Annotated in this window: 14 protein-coding genes; 8 read left to right on the top strand and 6 right to left on the bottom strand. The window is 71.2% G+C overall.

The window, feature by feature from the left end; genetic code table 11:
- Positions 1-7: 7 nt before the first annotated feature.
- Together BMW88_RS00275 and serS are read left to right on the top strand one after the other, a co-directional pair.
- Positions 8-457, top strand: a complete 450-nt coding sequence (locus BMW88_RS00275) for a DUF350 domain-containing protein (protein ID WP_089948143.1) — start codon at positions 8-10, stop codon at positions 455-457.
- Positions 458-591: 134 nt separating this feature from the next.
- Positions 592-1842, top strand: coding sequence for a serine--tRNA ligase (serS, locus tag BMW88_RS00270; RefSeq protein WP_089948142.1), 1251 nt, complete (start codon positions 592-594; stop codon positions 1840-1842).
- Here serS and lhgO read toward each other — a convergent pair whose 3' ends face one another.
- Together lhgO and BMW88_RS00260 are read right to left on the bottom strand one after the other, a co-directional pair.
- Entirely contained in the window at positions 1843-3006 is a 1164-nt protein-coding gene (lhgO, locus tag BMW88_RS00265; protein WP_089948141.1) for an L-2-hydroxyglutarate oxidase, read from the bottom strand.
- Positions 3007-3036: 30 nt separating this feature from the next.
- Positions 3037-3918: an LLM class flavin-dependent oxidoreductase gene (locus tag BMW88_RS00260; RefSeq protein WP_089948140.1), complete on the bottom strand. Its 882-nt coding sequence runs from the start codon at positions 3916-3918 to the stop codon at positions 3037-3039.
- Between the two features lie 72 nt (positions 3919-3990).
- Here BMW88_RS00260 and BMW88_RS00255 point away from each other — a divergent pair, with 72 nt between their 5' ends.
- On the top strand, positions 3991-4794 hold the full coding sequence (locus BMW88_RS00255) for an HAD family hydrolase (protein ID WP_177220847.1): 804 nt from the start codon (positions 3991-3993) through the stop codon (positions 4792-4794).
- A gap of 69 nt (positions 4795-4863) precedes the next feature.
- Here the strand turns inward: BMW88_RS00255 and BMW88_RS00250 are convergent, their stop codons facing one another.
- Both BMW88_RS00250 and BMW88_RS00245 read right to left on the bottom strand, forming a co-directional pair.
- Entirely contained in the window at positions 4864-5739 is an 876-nt protein-coding gene (locus BMW88_RS00250; protein WP_177220845.1) for a glycosyltransferase, read from the bottom strand.
- 2 nt (positions 5740-5741) lie between these two features.
- Positions 5742-6653 carry a glycosyltransferase gene (locus BMW88_RS00245; protein ID WP_089948138.1) on the bottom strand — a complete coding sequence of 304 codons (912 nt, stop codon included), beginning with the start codon at positions 6651-6653 and terminating at the stop codon, positions 5742-5744.
- A 156-nt stretch (positions 6654-6809) separates the two neighbouring features.
- On the opposite strand from BMW88_RS00245, the gene BMW88_RS00240 reads away from it, so the two are divergent.
- Both BMW88_RS00240 and BMW88_RS00235 read left to right on the top strand, forming a co-directional pair.
- Entirely contained in the window at positions 6810-8165 is a 1356-nt protein-coding gene (locus tag BMW88_RS00240; protein ID WP_089948137.1) for an MATE family efflux transporter, read from the top strand.
- Positions 8162-9043 (top strand): glycosyltransferase, encoded by an 882-nt coding sequence (locus tag BMW88_RS00235; RefSeq protein WP_089948134.1) that lies wholly within the window; start codon positions 8162-8164, stop codon positions 9041-9043. Before BMW88_RS00240 ends, BMW88_RS00235 begins: the two co-directional genes overlap by 4 nt.
- A gap of 68 nt (positions 9044-9111) precedes the next feature.
- On the opposite strand, the gene BMW88_RS00230 is transcribed toward BMW88_RS00235, so the two are convergent.
- Positions 9112-10011 (bottom strand): glycosyltransferase family 2 protein, encoded by a 900-nt coding sequence (locus tag BMW88_RS00230; protein ID WP_089948133.1) that lies wholly within the window; start codon positions 10009-10011, stop codon positions 9112-9114.
- Positions 10012-10113: 102 nt separating this feature from the next.
- On the opposite strand from BMW88_RS00230, the gene BMW88_RS00225 reads away from it, so the two are divergent.
- The 3 genes from BMW88_RS00225 to rfbB all read left to right on the top strand — a co-directional run bounded on the left by BMW88_RS00225 (position 10114) and on the right by rfbB (position 12714).
- The gene (locus BMW88_RS00225; RefSeq protein WP_089948131.1) at positions 10114-10722 is read left to right on the top strand and encodes a dTDP-4-dehydrorhamnose 3,5-epimerase family protein; all 609 of its coding nucleotides are present in this window, start codon (positions 10114-10116) and stop codon (positions 10720-10722) included.
- A gap of 79 nt (positions 10723-10801) precedes the next feature.
- Positions 10802-11683 carry a glucose-1-phosphate thymidylyltransferase RfbA gene (gene rfbA, locus BMW88_RS00220; protein WP_089948130.1) on the top strand — a complete coding sequence of 294 codons (882 nt, stop codon included), beginning with the start codon at positions 10802-10804 and terminating at the stop codon, positions 11681-11683.
- 44 nt (positions 11684-11727) lie between these two features.
- Positions 11728-12714 (top strand): dTDP-glucose 4,6-dehydratase, encoded by a 987-nt coding sequence (gene rfbB, locus BMW88_RS00215; RefSeq protein ID WP_089948128.1) that lies wholly within the window; start codon positions 11728-11730, stop codon positions 12712-12714.
- A 60-nt stretch (positions 12715-12774) separates the two neighbouring features.
- Here rfbB and BMW88_RS00210 read toward each other — a convergent pair whose 3' ends face one another.
- Positions 12775-14754: a DUF6541 family protein gene (locus BMW88_RS00210; protein WP_089948126.1), complete on the bottom strand. Its 1980-nt coding sequence runs from the start codon at positions 14752-14754 to the stop codon at positions 12775-12777.
- Positions 14755-14869: the final 115 nt, after the last annotated feature.

Here is a 14869-nt window from a genome sequence, read left to right as displayed (position 1 = left end):
ACAGCACATGTACGAGCTCGCGTTGGACCCCGGCTTCGGCTCGGCGATCGGCCGGGGCATCGGCGCGATCGCGCTGTACGCCGTCGTCGGTCTGGTCCTCATGGTGTTCGGCTTCTACGCGATCGACTGGACGACGCCGGGCAAGCTGTCGATCCTGGTCCGCAACGGCGCGCCTAACGCCGTGATCGTCACCGCCTCCGGCCTCGTCTCGATGGCGTTCATCGTGGTCGTCGCCATCCTCAGCGCCGTCGGCAAGCTCGACGAGGGCCTGCTCACCTCGCTGATCTACGGCATCGTCGGCATCATCGTGCAGGTCGCGGCCGTGCGGCTGCTGGAGTGGGTGACCAAGCTCGACATCGGCTCGATCATCGAGTCGGACCGCTTCGCGCCCGCGTCCGTCGTCGTGGCCGCCGCGCACGTCGCGCTCGGCCTCGTGGTGGCGTTCGCGATCTACTAGCCCACTTTTCCGCTTCGCGGAAGCCACGCGGGGGCCCCGCGTTTCCCTGAGGGGAACGCGGGGCCCCCGCGTTCCGGGCTGGCGAACGGATGGCCGGATGAGGCGTTGAGCAGGCGGGGACTACCCTTTCCAGGGTGATCGACCTCAAGGTGTTGCGCGAGAACCCGGAGATCGTGCGCGCTTCGCAGCGTGCCCGTGGCGAGGACGAGGGCGTCGTCGACTCCCTGCTGTCCGCTGACGAGCGCCGGCGCAGTGCCATCTCCCGCGCGGACACCCTGCGCGCCGAGCAGAAGGTGCTCGGCAAGGAGGTCGGCAGGGCCAAGGGCGACGAGAAGGCCGCGCTGCTCGTCAAGGCGAAGGAGCTGGCCGCCGAGGTCAAGGCCGCGGAGGCCGAGCAGCACGCCACCGCCGACGAGGTGAACGAGCTGCTGGGCAGGATCCCGAACCTGGTGCACCCGGACGCGCCGGTCGGTGGCGAGGACGACTTCCGCGTCATCAAGACCGTGGGCGAGCCGCGCCGGTTCGACTTCGAGCCGCAGGACCACCTCGACCTCGGCACCAAGCTCGGCGCGATCGACATGGAGCGCGGCGCCAAGGTCGGCGGCAGCCGGTTCTACTTCCTCAAGGGCGTCGGCGCGCAGCTCGAGCTCGCGCTGCTGAACATGGCGGCGGCGCAGGCCACGGCCAACGGCTTCGAGCTGATGATCACACCGACGCTGGTCCGGCCGGAGATCATGGCGGGCACCGGCTTCCTGGGCGCGCACTCGAGCGAGATCTACCACCTGCCCAACGACGACCTGTACCTCGTCGGCACGTCGGAGGTGCCGCTCGCCGGGTACCACGCCGACGAGATCCTCGACTCCGAGCGCCGGTACGCGGGCTGGTCGTCGTGCTACCGCCGCGAGGCCGGGTCGTACGGCAAGGACACCCGCGGCATCATCCGCGTGCACCAGTTCAACAAGGTCGAGATGTTCTCCTACGTCAAGCCCGAGGACGCCGAGGCGGAGCACGCCCGGCTGCTCGGGTGGGAGGAGGAGATGCTCGCCAAGATCGAGGTGCCGTACCGCGTCATCGACACGGCCACCGGCGACCTCGGCACGTCGGCGCACCGCAAGTTCGACTGCGAGGCGTGGGTGCCGACCCAGCAGAAGTACCGCGAGCTGACCTCGACGTCGAACTGCACCACGTTCCAGGCGCGCCGCCTGAACGTGCGCTACCGGGACGACAACGGCAAGACGCAGATCGCCGCCACGCTCAACGGCACGCTGGCCACCACCCGGTGGATCGTCGCGATCCTGGAGAACCACCAGAACGCCGACGGCTCGGTCACCGTCCCGCAGGCCCTGCGGCCGTTCATGGGCACGGACGTCCTCACGCCCCGGTAGTCATCCCAGCCGGTCGGCGACGTGCTTCGCGATCTCCAGCGAGCCCGTCGCCGCCGGTGAGGGCGCGTTCAGCACGTGCACCTGGCGGTCCGCGGTCTCGATGAGGAAGTCGTCCACCAGCGAACCGTCCGGAAGCATCGCCTGCGCCCGCACGCCTGCTTCGGCCCGGACGAGGTCGTCCTCGCGCACGGCGGGCACCAGGCGGGCCAGCGAGGCGGCGAAGCGCTTGCGGGACAGCGAGCGCAGCACCTCCTCCGCGCCGGTGCGGGCGTACCTGCGCGCGAGCCGCCACGTGCCCGGGAAGCGCGCCACGTCGGCGACGTCGGTCAGGGAGAAGTCGCGCCACCGGTAGCCCTCGCGGCGCAGCGCCAGCACGGCGTTCGGGCCGCAGTGCACGCTGCCGTCGAGCATGCGGGTCAGGTGCACGCCGAGGAACGGCAGCGTCGGGTCCGGCACCGGGTAGATCAGGCCCCGGACCAGGGACGGGCGCCGCAGCTCGAAGTACTCCCCGCGGAACGGCACGATGCGCGCCGCCGGGGTCAGGCCGGCCAGCCGCGCCACGCGGTCGCTGTGCAGGCCCGCGCAGTTCACCAGCGCGTCCGCCCTCACCACACCGCCCGGTGTCGCGACCTCCACGCCACCGGGCGCCGGCCGGATCGCCAGCGCGGGGGAGTGCAGGCGCAGGTCGTGCTCCGACAGCCGCCCGGCCAGGGCGTCGCACACGGCGGGGAAGTCGATGATCCCCGTGCTCTCCACGCGCAACGCCGCGACGCACGCCACCTCGGGCTCGTACTCGCGCGCCTCGGCAGCGGAGATCAGCTTCGCCGGCACGCCGTTCGCCTCCGCGCGTTCGGCCAGCGCCTTCAGCCTCGGCACCTCGTCGGCGGACGTGGCCACGACCAGCTTGCCGCACACCTCGACCGGCACGCCGTGCGCACGCGCGAAGGCGATCATCGAGGCGTTGCCGGCCACGGACATCCGGGCCTTGAGCGAACCGGGCCGGTAGTACAGGCCCGCGTGCACGACGTTCGAGTTGTGGCCGGTCTGGTGGGCGCCCCAGCGCCCCTCCTTCTCCAGCACCGTCACGCGGTCACCGCGCGAGGCCAGCTCGGCGGCCACCGCGAGCCCGACGATTCCGCCACCGATCACCACGACAGAGCGCACAGTGACGGAATCTAGTTCAGCACCACGCCGTTACAGGTGGCGGTCGAGCGTGGGCAGAACGTCCGCCGCGACGTTCTCCACGACCTGCTCGCTGCCCATGTAGACGCCGTCGTGCCGCGGCCAGTGCGCCACCACGTCGGTGAAGCCCAGCTCAGCCGCTCTGCCCACGGCGTCGACGAAGCACTCCACGCTCGACAGCGAGTACACCGGCGCCGAGTCGAGGTTGAGGTAGCGGCTCACCCGCGTCGTGCGGCCCTGCGTGGCCAACGTCTCAGTGAACCGCTCGGACAGCTCCGCCACGCCGCGCCACCACGCCTCGTGGTCCTCGGTCGACGGCCCCGTGGTGACCCAGCCCTGGCCGAACCGCGCCGCGACGGCCATCGCCTTCGGGCCGTTGGCGGCCACCACGAACGGCACCCGCGGCCGCTGCACGCAGCCGGGCGCGCTGCGGGCCTCCTCGGCCGAGTAGAACTCGCCGTGCCACGTCGTGCGGTCCTGGACCAGCAGCCGGTCGAGCAGCTCGACGAACTCGCCGAACCGGGCCGTCCGGTCACCCGGCAGCAACGGCTTCGAGCCGGTCACGACCGTGTCGTACCCGGCCCCACCTGCGCCGACACCGAGCGTGAACCGCCCGTCGGAGACGTCGTCGACCGTCAGCAGCTCGCGCGCGAACGGCACGGGGTGGCGGAAGTTCGGGCTCGCGACGAACGTGCCGAGCCTGATGCGCGAGGTGACCAGCGCGGCCGCGGTCAGGGTCGGCACCGCGCCGAACCAGGGGCCGTCGACCAGCGTCCGCCAGCCGAGGTGGTCGTAGGTCCACGCGTGGTGGAACCCGTACTCCTCGGCGGCGCGCCACTTGGGTTCGGCGATCCACCATCGGTGTTCCGGAAGAATGACGATTCCTGCGCGCACGGTACGTACGGTAACCAGCTGTTCAGCTCCTTACGAACTTGGCTCGCGCAACGGAGGAGGCAAGATGTCGGTGTGGAACAGCCGCGCCTGGTCGCCTCCGACGTCGATGGAACCCTGCTCAGCCCCTTGGAGTCCGTGAGCCCGCGCACGGCCGAGGTCGTCGGCCGCGTGCTCGCGGCAGGGGTGCCGTTCGTGCTCGCCACCGGACGGCCGCCGCGCTGGGTTCCGCGCATCGCCGCCGAGGCGGGCCTCGACGGGCTGGCGGTCTGCGCGAACGGCGCGGTGCTCTACGACATCGGCCGCGAGGAGATCGTCTGGGCGCGCACGCTCAGCCCGGTGCAGCTGCACGACATCGCGGCCGCGGTCGACAGCGTGCTCGACGACTGCACGTACGCGGTGGAACTGGTCGGCACGCCCAAGGACGACCTGACCTTCGTCGCCGAGCTCAGCTACACCCACCCCTGGCCGGAGGGACCGCACAGCGGTCTCAGCCGCGCGGAGGCGCTCGGCCGTCCCGCGGCCAAGCTGCTGATCCGCAACCCCGCCATGACCAGCGCCGAGATGACGGCCGCGATCGGCGAGGTGCTGCACGGCGAGGTCGACCTGACCTTCTCGACGAACAACGGCCTCGTCGAGGCCGCGGTCCACGGCGTCACGAAGGCGTCCGGCCTGGCCGACGTCGCGGAGCGGTTCGGCGTCGAGCCCGAGCACGTCATCGCGTTCGGGGACATGCCGAACGACGTGGAGATGCTCCGGTGGGCCGGGCACGGCGTGGCGATGGCCAACGGCCACGAGGACGCGAAGGCCGCCGCGGACGAGGTCACGGGCCCGAACTCGGAGGACGGCGTCGCCATGGTGCTGGAACGGTGGTTCTGAGGCCCGGACGCCTCGCAGGCCGCACGGCCGACGCCGAGACCGGTGCGGGGTGCTTCCCGCACCGCCCGATCAGCGCGCGGCCGAGTACTGGGCGCCGGCCGGCACGTACTCCTGCCGGGCGCGCCCGGTCCAGCCGTCGCGGAAACCGGCGAGCAGCGCCGGCACGTGGGTCCGGCGCTGCCGCTCGAACACCGCGGTGTTGACCGTCCACCGCGCCAGGAAGAGCGCGGCGGACAGCGACCAGCGCCAGTTCTTCGCACGGTGCTCGCGCGCCAGGACCGTGCTGTTGCGCGCGACCCAGTAGTGCCGCCAGGCCGGGTAGTGCAGCACGTGCACCCGCAGCGGGCCGACCTTGTGCTCGCGCCGGTCGCCCAGCGAGTGCGGCAGCAGGACCGTGGTGTCCTGCACGACGCGGAACCCGTGCTCGCGCGTCCGCAGGCAGAAGTCGAAGTCGACCCAGTCGACGAAGAAGTCCTCGCGGAACCGGCCGACCGCGGTCAGGCAGGAGCGCCGGACCAGCATGCCCGAGGTCATCACGCCGTCCCGGTCGGCGAGCGCCGGACCGGACCGGGCGGCCTTCTCGTAGGACTCGCCGTGGGTGGCGTCCCACGGGGTCGGCGCGACGACGCCCACCGAGGCGTCGGCGAAGTGCGCGGCGAGCGAGGGCACGAGGTCCGGGGGCAGCACCGAGTCCTGGTCCAGGAACAGCACCACGTCCGTGTCGGCCGGCAGTTCGCCGACCGCCGAGTTCAGCGCCGCGGCCAGGCCCAGGTTGCTGCCGTTGCGCAGCACGGTGACCCTCGGGTCGTCGAGCTTCTCGGCGGCCGACGCCGACGTCGAGGGGGTGTTGTCCGACACGATCACCTCGGAGCAGGTGACCAGCGCGGACTCGACCACGGCCGCGAGCCGGTCGTCCGGGTGGTACGCCGTGACGAGTGCGGTCACCTTCACAGCCCGGCCTCCGAGCGCTGGGCACCGGACCGGTAGTCGGCGCCGGCGGGCAGGTACCTCGGCGTCACGCGGTTGCGCAGGGCGTCGCGGACACCGCTGAGGATCGCCTTGACGTTGTCCCCGCGCGACGGTTCGAACAGGGCGGTGGTCACCGCCTGCCGTCCGATGTAGAGGACGGCCATCAGCGACCAGCGGGGGTGGCGGACGAGGTTCTCGCGGATCATCACCAGCCCGTTGCGGGTGATCCAGTAGTGCCGCCACGGCGAGTAGCGCAGCACCTTGACCGTGAGACCGGCGATCCGGTGCTCACGCCGGTCGCCGATCGAGTGCGGCAGGCGGGTCGCCAGGTCCTGCACGATCCGCACGCCGTCGCGGCGCAGCCTCAGGCAGAAGTCGTTGTCGACCCAGTCCACGAAGAACTCGTCGCGGAACGGGCCGGCCGCCTCCAGGACGGTGCGCCTGACCAGCATGCCGGACGTGATGACGGTGTCCTGGTCCACCAGCCCGGTGCCGCGGGGGGAGAACCGCTCGTACGTGCTGCCGTCCGCCGCGTCGACCGGGGTTGGGGCGACGACGCCGATGGAGGGGTCGGCGAGGTGCGCCGCGAGCGCGGCCACCACCCCCTCCGGGAGCGCGGAGTCCTGGTCGAGCACGAGGACCGCCTCGGTCTCCGGCCGCAGTGCGCGGACCGCGTCGTTGAGCGCGCCCGCGAGACCGCCGTTGCGCCCCGACCGGAGCACGCGGACCCTCGGGTCGGAGAGGCCCTCGGTCGAGGAGCTCTCCGCTGTCGGCGTGTTGTCGACGACGACGACGTCGGCGCAGGTCACCAGCGCGGCGTCGATGACCGCCGAGAGCCGCTCGTCCGGGTGGTAGGCGGTGACGACAGCCGTGATGACGGGATCGGTCATCGGTTCCGGGACTCCTAGAGGTCGACGACACGGTGCGATCGAGGCGGCGCGAGGGGTCGTCGCACGTGAGTGGCCGATTCTACAGAGGTGCGCCGGGGGCTCCGAGGGCGTCCGTTAGGCTCGATTTCGTTCCCCTGGAGAGCATGAGGCTGGTGCATGGACCGCTTGCGCTTCTTGCGCAGTCCGATGGCGTTGATGGGCATCGGACTGGGGATGGTCGTCCTCTCCGGCTTCACGTTCATCCCCCTGATCACGCGCTCGGGCGTCGACGAGTCCGGCATCACGGCGCTGATCAGCCTCTACTTCCTGGTCAACACCATCGCGCTCGGCGCGTTCTCCGGGGTCGAGCAGGAGATGTCGCGCGCGGTGAGCCGCGAACGCGCGCTCGGCCGTCCCGTCCTGCCGGTCGCCCGCCTGGTGGCACGGCAGGCCGTGGTGCTCTTCCTGCTGATCGGCGCTCTGATCGCGGTGCTGTCCCCGCTGCTGGTCGATCGGACGATGAACGGGCACTGGGAGCTGCTCGCCGCGCTCGTCGTGGGCGTGTTCGCCACGGCCTGCGCCTCCGCCGTGCGCGGAGCCCTCGCGGGCGCCGAGCGGTTCGGCCTGTACGCGGCGACTCTCGCCACGGAGGGGCTGACCCGGCTGGTGCCGTGGGCGGTGCTGGCGCTGCTCCAGGTCGGCTCCGCGTGGCTGTTCGCCGTGATCTTCGTCCTCGGCCAGGTCTTCGCGGCGCTGCTCGGCGTCGGCGGCCTCTGGCTCACCGGCGCCGGTGGCCCGCGCCAGGTGTCGTCCACCGCACCAGCCTCCGGCGTCGAGGGCTCCGGCCGGATGTGGCTCGGCATCTCGGCGGGCCTGGCGCTGCTGGCCGTCGCGAGCCTCACCAACCAGGCCGTGGTCAACCTGCCGCCGGTGGTGATCAACGCCATCGCGCAGCCCGAGGTCGCGACGGCCATCGCCGGGGCCATCACGCTGACCCGGCTGCCGATGTTCGCGTTCGTCCCGCTCCAGACCACCCTGCTGCCGCGGCTGACCGCGAGCGCGGCCCGCGGTGACCGGAGGTCGGTGCGCACGCAGACCCTCCGCACCGTCGCGGTGTGCGCGGCGCTGGGGCTGCTCGGGATCGTGCTGCTGGCCACCGCGGGGCCCCAGCTGCTCGCCCTGCTGCTCGGCAGGCCCGCGAGCCTGTCCAACGCGACCCTGGCCGCGCTCGGCATCGGGACCGTCTTCCTCATGGCGGCGAACGTCACGCAGCCCGCGCTGGTGGCGCTCGGCAAGCACCGGACGGTGCTGGTGGCGTCCCTGACCGGCGTGGCGGCCATGACGCTGACGTTCGTCCTGCCGGTCGACCCGACCACCACCGCGGTGCTCGCGACGTCCGCCGGCCCGGTGGCCGTCATGGCTGTCATGGCCGTCGTCCTGCTGCGGGCGACCGGCGGCGGCCACCACCAGACACCCCCGGACGACGCGCCGGCGACGGCGCCCGCCGAACTCAGGGAGCGAACCACCCGATGACCGACAAGATCACCGCGATCGCGACGGCCTACCACCCCGACCAGCGGCTGCTGGCCGTCATCGAGGCCGCACGGGCGTCCTGCGTCGAGGTGCTGGTGGTGGACAACACCCCCGGCGGCGCCGAGCTGCTCGACGGCGAGCTGCCGGAGGGGGTCCGCGTGCTCCGCCCGGCGGGCAACCTCGGTCTCGCGGGCGCGCTCAACCTGGGGGTGCGGGAGATGGCGCCGGGAACCGACGCCGTGCTGCTGCTCGACCAGGACTCGGTGCTCTCCGGCGAGGTGGTCGGCCGGCTGGCCGCGTACCTGGCCGACCCGACCATCGGTGCCGCGGCTCCCGCGCCCTGGGACGCCGTGCGCGAGTCCTACATCGACCCGCGCACGGTGCTGCGGCCCGAGGTCGCGGACCGGGACGCCGTGATCACCTCCGGCATGGTGGTGCGGCGTTCGCTGCTCGAGGAGCTGGGCGGGTTCCGCGAGGACTTCTTCGTGGACTGCGTCGACCAGGACTTCTGCCTGCGGCTGCGGCGCACCGGGATGCGGATCGTGCAGGACAAGCGGGTCAAGCTGCCGCACTCGCTCGGTGAGGTCCGCGAGCACCGGTTCCTGATCGGGCACGTCCGCGTCACCCACCACCCGAGGTGGCGGCTGTACTGGGTGATCCGCAACGGCGTGCTGCTGGTGAAGGAGAACCTGCTCCGCTCGCCGGCGTGGTGCCTGGCGTCCGTCCTCATCATGGGGCGCTGGGTGCTGCTGACGGCGCTGTACGAGAAGCCGCGCGGTGCCCGGCTGCGCGCGATGTGGCACGGCCTGCGGGACGGCGTGAGGGGCAGGACCAGCAAGGACTACCTGCCCGCCGGCAGCGCGCTCGCGGGGTCCTGAGCACCCGCACCGGCCGTGGCCGGGTCAGGCCGGACCACCGCGGCCGCTGATCCCGGTGGCGGCCGGGCTCACCTGGGGCGTTGCGTGCCGAAGGCGTGCTTGGCCAGCGCCTGGGCGACGTCGCGCTGCCCGTCCCGCACGGCCGTCGGGAGCAGGGTCAGCGCGTGCAGCCGGGACGCGGAGTGGTAGCGCGCGGCCCGCTCGGCACGGCGCCAGCCCCTCGCCTTCATCCGGTCGGCCATCATGAGGAACAACTGGCGCTCCTCGGTGAAGCGGCCCCCGTCCAGCGCCATCTTCGACGAGACGCTCCCGCGGTGCCGCCGGTACTGGAAGCAGACGGTGCTGTCCACCAGCATCTGCTCGCCGCGCTCGATCAGCTCCAGCTCCAGCGCGAGGTCCTGGGTGGTGCGCAGGTCGGTGCGGAAGCCGACCGCCTTGATCGCCTCGGTGCGCCAGGCGATCGACGGGAAGTACAGCCAGTTGCCGCGCAGCAGGCTCGCCGCCAGGTCCTCACCGCCCATCAGCCGCCGGTCGGTCACCCGCGGCGCGTACAGCCGCTTCTTGGCCTCGTCGACCAGCGCCCTGACCGGCTGGCCGTGCTCGTCGATCACCGCCACCCCCGGCTGGATCATGCCGACGCCGGGGTGCGCCCGGTAGGCGGCGAGCACGGTGCCGACGTAGTTGGGCAGCAGCAGGTCGTCCGCGCCGAGCATCGTCATCAGCTCGTGCTCGGCGAGGTCGAGGCACCGGTTGAAGTTGCCCGTGACACCCAGGTTGCGCTCGTTGCGGAAGTAGCGGATCCGCTCGTCGGCCAGCGACTCGAACCAGCCGGGGACGGTGGGCTCCGTCGTGTCGTCGACGACCGTCAGCCGCCAGCCGGGATCGGCCTGCGAGCGCACGCTCTGCACGGCGGCCTGCATCAGCGAGACGTCGCCGTAGTACGGCAGCATGATATCGATCATCGTCATGGTGCTGGGGCTCTCCTCGTCGGCTGGGGAGCATGATGCCCTACCTGGCCGGGCCCGGTCCGTGAGGATGGGCCGGTGCTCACGCCGCTATCCTCTGCGATCGTGCAAATTCGTGAGCTGACCATCGCCGGAGCGTACGAGTTCGTGCCGCGGACCTTCGGTGACAACCGCGGCATGTTCGCAAGCCCCTACCAGGAGCAGGCGCTGCTCGAGGCGACCGGCCGCACGATGCGCGTCGCCCAGAGCAACCACTCGATCTCGGCCAAGGGCACCATCCGCGGCGTGCACTTCGCCGACGTGCCCCCCAGCCAGGCGAAGTACATCTACTGCCCGCGGGGGTCCCTGCTGGACGTCGTCGTCGACATCCGGGTGGGCTCGCCGACCTACGGCCAGTGGGACGCCGTCCGGCTCGACTCGACCGAGTGCCGCGCGCTGTTCGTGTCCGAGGGCCTCGGTCACTCGTTCGTGGCCCTCGAGGACGACACCGTCATGAGCTACCTGTGCGGTGAGGCCTACAACCCGAGCGCGGAACACGGCGTCAACCCGCTGGACCCGGCGCTCGGCCTGCCGTGGCCCGCTGATCTTGAGCAGGTGCTTTCCGAGAAGGACCTCGCCGCCCCGACCCTCGCCGAGGCCGAAGCGGCCGATATCCTCCCCCGGTACGAGGACTGTCTCGCCTACTACGAGAAGCTCCGCGCCAACGGCGTGTGACGGCGCGCAGCCGGACCACTTCCGTGTACGCGCTCGACGAGTGTCCTTATCTCCAACCGGATGGGAAGAACGCGCGACGATGAGAGGGATCATTCTCGCCGGCGGCAGCGGTACCCGGCTGCACCCGATCACGCAGGCCGTGTCCAAGCAGCTGCTGCCGGTCTACGACAAGCCGATGGTGTACTACCCGCTGTCGGTGCTGATGCTCGCGGGCATCAGGGAAATCTTGATCATCTCGACGCCGACGGACCTCCCGAACTTCCGGCGCCTGTTCGGTGACGGCTCGCAGTTCGGCATCCGCCTGGAGTACGCCGAGCAGCCGGAGCCCAACGGCCTGGCCGAGGCGTTCGTCATCGGTGCCGACTTCATCGGCGACCAGGACGTGGCGCTGGTGCTCGGCGACAACATCTTCCACGGCCAGGGCTTCGCCAAGGTGCTGCAGAAGCACGCCAGCTCGATCGACGGCTGCGTGCTGTTCGGCTACCCGGTCAAGGACCCGGAGCGCTACGGCGTCGGCGAGGTGGACGCGGACGGCAACCTGATTTCCATCGAGGAGAAGCCGGCGCTGCCGAAGTCCAACAAGGCCATCACCGGTCTCTACTTCTACGACAACCAGGTCGTGGAGATCGCCCGCGGGCTCGAGCCCTCGGCTCGCGGCGAGCTGGAGATCACCGACGTCAACATGGTCTACCTCAAGCAGGGCAACGCGAAGCTGGTCGACCTCGGCCGCGGGTTCGCCTGGCTGGACACCGGCACGCACGACTCGATGCTCGAAGCGGGTCAGTACGTGCAGGTGCTCGAGCACCGGCAGGGCATCCGGATCGCCTGCCTCGAGGAGATCGCGCTGCGGATGGGCTTCATCGACGCCGACGCGTGCTACGCCCTCGGCGAGAAGCTCGCCAAGTCCGGCTACGGCCAGTACGTGATGGAGGTCGCCCGCTCGGCGGGCGCCACCAAGTGAACGAAACGACGAACGCCCGACAGACAGGTGCGGCGAGGGGCAACATGCGGGTTCTGGTCACCGGTGGTGCGGGATTCATCGGATCCCACTACGTGCGGCAGCTCGTCGGAGGCGCCTACCCGGCGTTCGCCGACGCCGAGGTCGTCGTGCTGGACAAGCTGACCTACGCGGGCAACGAGGCCAACCTCGCGCCGGTGGCGGACAGCCCCCGGCTGGAGTTCGTCCGCGGTGACATCTGCGACGCGGAGCTGGTCGGCAAGCTGATGGCCGGCACCGACGTCGTGGTGCACTTCGCCGCCGAGTCGCACGTGGACCGGTCCATCTCCGGTGCCGCCGAGTTCGTGGTGACCAACGTGCTCGGCACGCAGACGCTGCTGCAGGGCGCGCTGGAGGCGAACGTCGGCAAGTTCGTCCACATCTCCACGGACGAGGTGTACGGCTCGATCGAGTCGGGCTCCTGGACCGAGGAGCAGCCGCTGGAGCCGAACTCGCCGTACTCGTCGGCCAAGGCCAGCTCGGACCTGATCGCCCGGTCCTACCACCGCACGTACGGCATGCCGGTGTGCATCACGCGCTGCTCGAACAACTACGGCGAGTACCAGTTCCCCGAGAAGGTCATCCCGCTGTTCGTGTCGAACCTGATGGACGGCAAGAAGGTGCCGCTCTACGGCGACGGCCTGAACGTCCGGGACTGGCTGCACGTGGACGACCACTGCCGGGGCATCCAGCTCGTCGTCGAGGGCGGCCGCGCGGGTGAGGTCTACAACATCGGCGGCGGCACCGAGCTGACGAACCGCGAGCTGACCGAGCGGCTGCTGGAGGCGATGGGCGCCGACTGGTCGTCGGTGGAGCAGGTCACCGACCGCAAGGGCCACGACCGCCGCTACTCGGTCGACATCACCAAGATCTCCACCGAGCTCGGCTACGCCCCGCGGGTGCCGTTCGACGAGGGCCTGGCCCGCACCGTCGCCTGGTACCGGGACAACCGCGACTGGTGGGAGCCGCTCAAGGCGCGCGCCGCACTGGCCTGATCGATCGTGCGAAAAAGCCCGGTCCCGCGACTCGCGGGACCGGGCTTTCGCGTTGGGCCGCTACCGGTTCGGTGAGGCCGAGCCGCACCTGTCGAGCTTGTAGAGCTTGATCGCGCCGCTGGACGCGACCAGCTCGAACGCACCCGGCGTGCTCGGCTCCTTGATGCCGGGGTACCTCTTGGTGCGGTTGTCCCACGACCAGAACGTCTTGTTCGCGAGCAGCATGTAGCGCGCGCCCAGCTTCTCGGCCGCCGTGCACACCTTCGGGTCCGTCGCCGCGTCGGCGAGGTGCTGCGCGAGGTACCGCTGCTCGTCGCCCCACGGGAGGTCGGCGTGCGGGAACACGGCCTTGCGGCGGATGTCGGCGAGCATGATCGCCGAGCCGTCCCACGGGTTGTTCACCACGACCGCGTCCTCGGGCAGCACCTGGTCGAGCTTCTCCTGGAACGCGAGCTCGGACCGGTCGACCAGGACCCCTTCCGCGGGGTTGCTGTCGATGTAGACGCCCCGAATCGTGCCGATGTTCGTGCCCGCGTAGTAGCCGCGGCTCAACGGCAGCAACGCCAGCATCACGATGACCGCCAGCGCGGTCGGCGTGCGCAGCAGCGCCGGAGCCCTGGTCAGCGCGGGTACGCGCGCCGCGAGTTTCGCCGCGATGAACAGCACCCCGATGACCGCGAGGGGGACCGCCACGATCGGGGCGATGGCCGCGATGCGGAACGAGTCGTTGTACCAAACGCCGGTGAACTTCCTGGTGTCCGGCCGGTTGATCGACGCGGCGAGCGTGTAGAGGAACGTCACGGCGGCGAACGCCCCGATCAACCAGCGGTGTTCCTTCATCCGCCACGCGAGCACCAGCCCGACGAGGGTGAGCACCGACAGCGCCCACAGGCCCGGCTTGCCGTTCGGCGCGTTCAGCAGCGCCTCGCCGACGGCCCTGGGCGGGGTCTCGAACGGCGGCCAGTACATCTCGCGCACCGGCTTGAACATGCTCAGGCGGGACACGAAGACCCAGAGGCCGAACAGCACCGCGAGCGTCCCGCCGACGACGGCGACGCCCTGCCACCTCCTGCCCCCCGCGTAGAGCTTGCGGCCCGAGCGGAAGACGGCGATCAGGAACGGGAACAGCGCCAGCACCGCGAGGCTGAACAGCGCGTTCGGGTGGGCGAAGCCGGTGCCGACGAGCACGAGGGCCGCCATCGTGAGCGACCTGCGGCGGCCGAGGATGTCCTCCTTGGCGAGCGACGTCGCGGCCAGCACGGCGCCGAGGCCCGCGGGGACCAGGGCGAGGCCGAGCAGGTTCGGCCACAGCACGCCGAAGCCGAGCAGGCCCCACGGGAACGCGGTGAACGTGACGGCCAGGACCGGGGTGACGGCGATGGCCGCCGTGTTCCTGCCGACGAGCTGGCGGACCAGCAGCAGCATGCTCAGCGGCCAGACCACCGAGGCGATGGCCCAGGCCACCGCGTTCGCGGCCACCGAGATGGTCGTGCCGGTGCTCAGCACGACCAGGGACGTCACGCCGTGCCACGCGCCGGGGTAGAAGCCGGCGGGGATCTGCGGGTTCCCGAGCGGCGCCAGGGTCAGCGACGAGGCGGAGCCGGACTCGAGGACGTAGCTGACCGCGCTGTAGTGGTAGATCGCGTCGAACGTCTGGTTGAGCCGGTCAGGCTCCCCGATGCCCCTGACCACGACGTACGCGCCGAGCAGCACGGCGGGCACCAGGGCCGCGGCGGCGACCCACTGGGTGCGGATCGGGTCGTTGCGGCGTGGCGGTGCGATCCGGCGGAACAACACCGACAGCACCACCGCGACCAGGCACGTGACCGCGGTGACGCCGAGGACCGGCAGCACCGACCACGTCACGCCGGCCTTCTGCATGACCACGGCGGCGAAGGACACCAGCAGGACGCTCAGCGTCGGCCCCATGCCCCACGCGCCGAGGCCGCGCAGGCCCAGCGCGTACGCCAGCGCCACGCCGGGCCCGATCAACCAGGCCGCGGCCACGAGCGCGGCCGGCAAAGCCTCGAACCAACTCATCGTCCTGCTTCCTCACAGTGATATCGCCTGCGTGAAGTGGGCACGCCGGGTCCTGACAGGCGCGCACGGCCGCGTTGCCCGCGCATAAGGTGCGGAACCGCCGGAAGTCTACGGT

The sequence above is a fragment of the Lentzea xinjiangensis genome, assembly GCF_900110955.1.
Taxonomy (GTDB): domain Bacteria; phylum Actinomycetota; class Actinomycetes; order Mycobacteriales; family Pseudonocardiaceae; genus Lentzea; species Lentzea xinjiangensis.
Note: the sequence above shows the minus strand (reverse complement) of the source record. Positions and strands in the feature narration are given on the sequence as shown.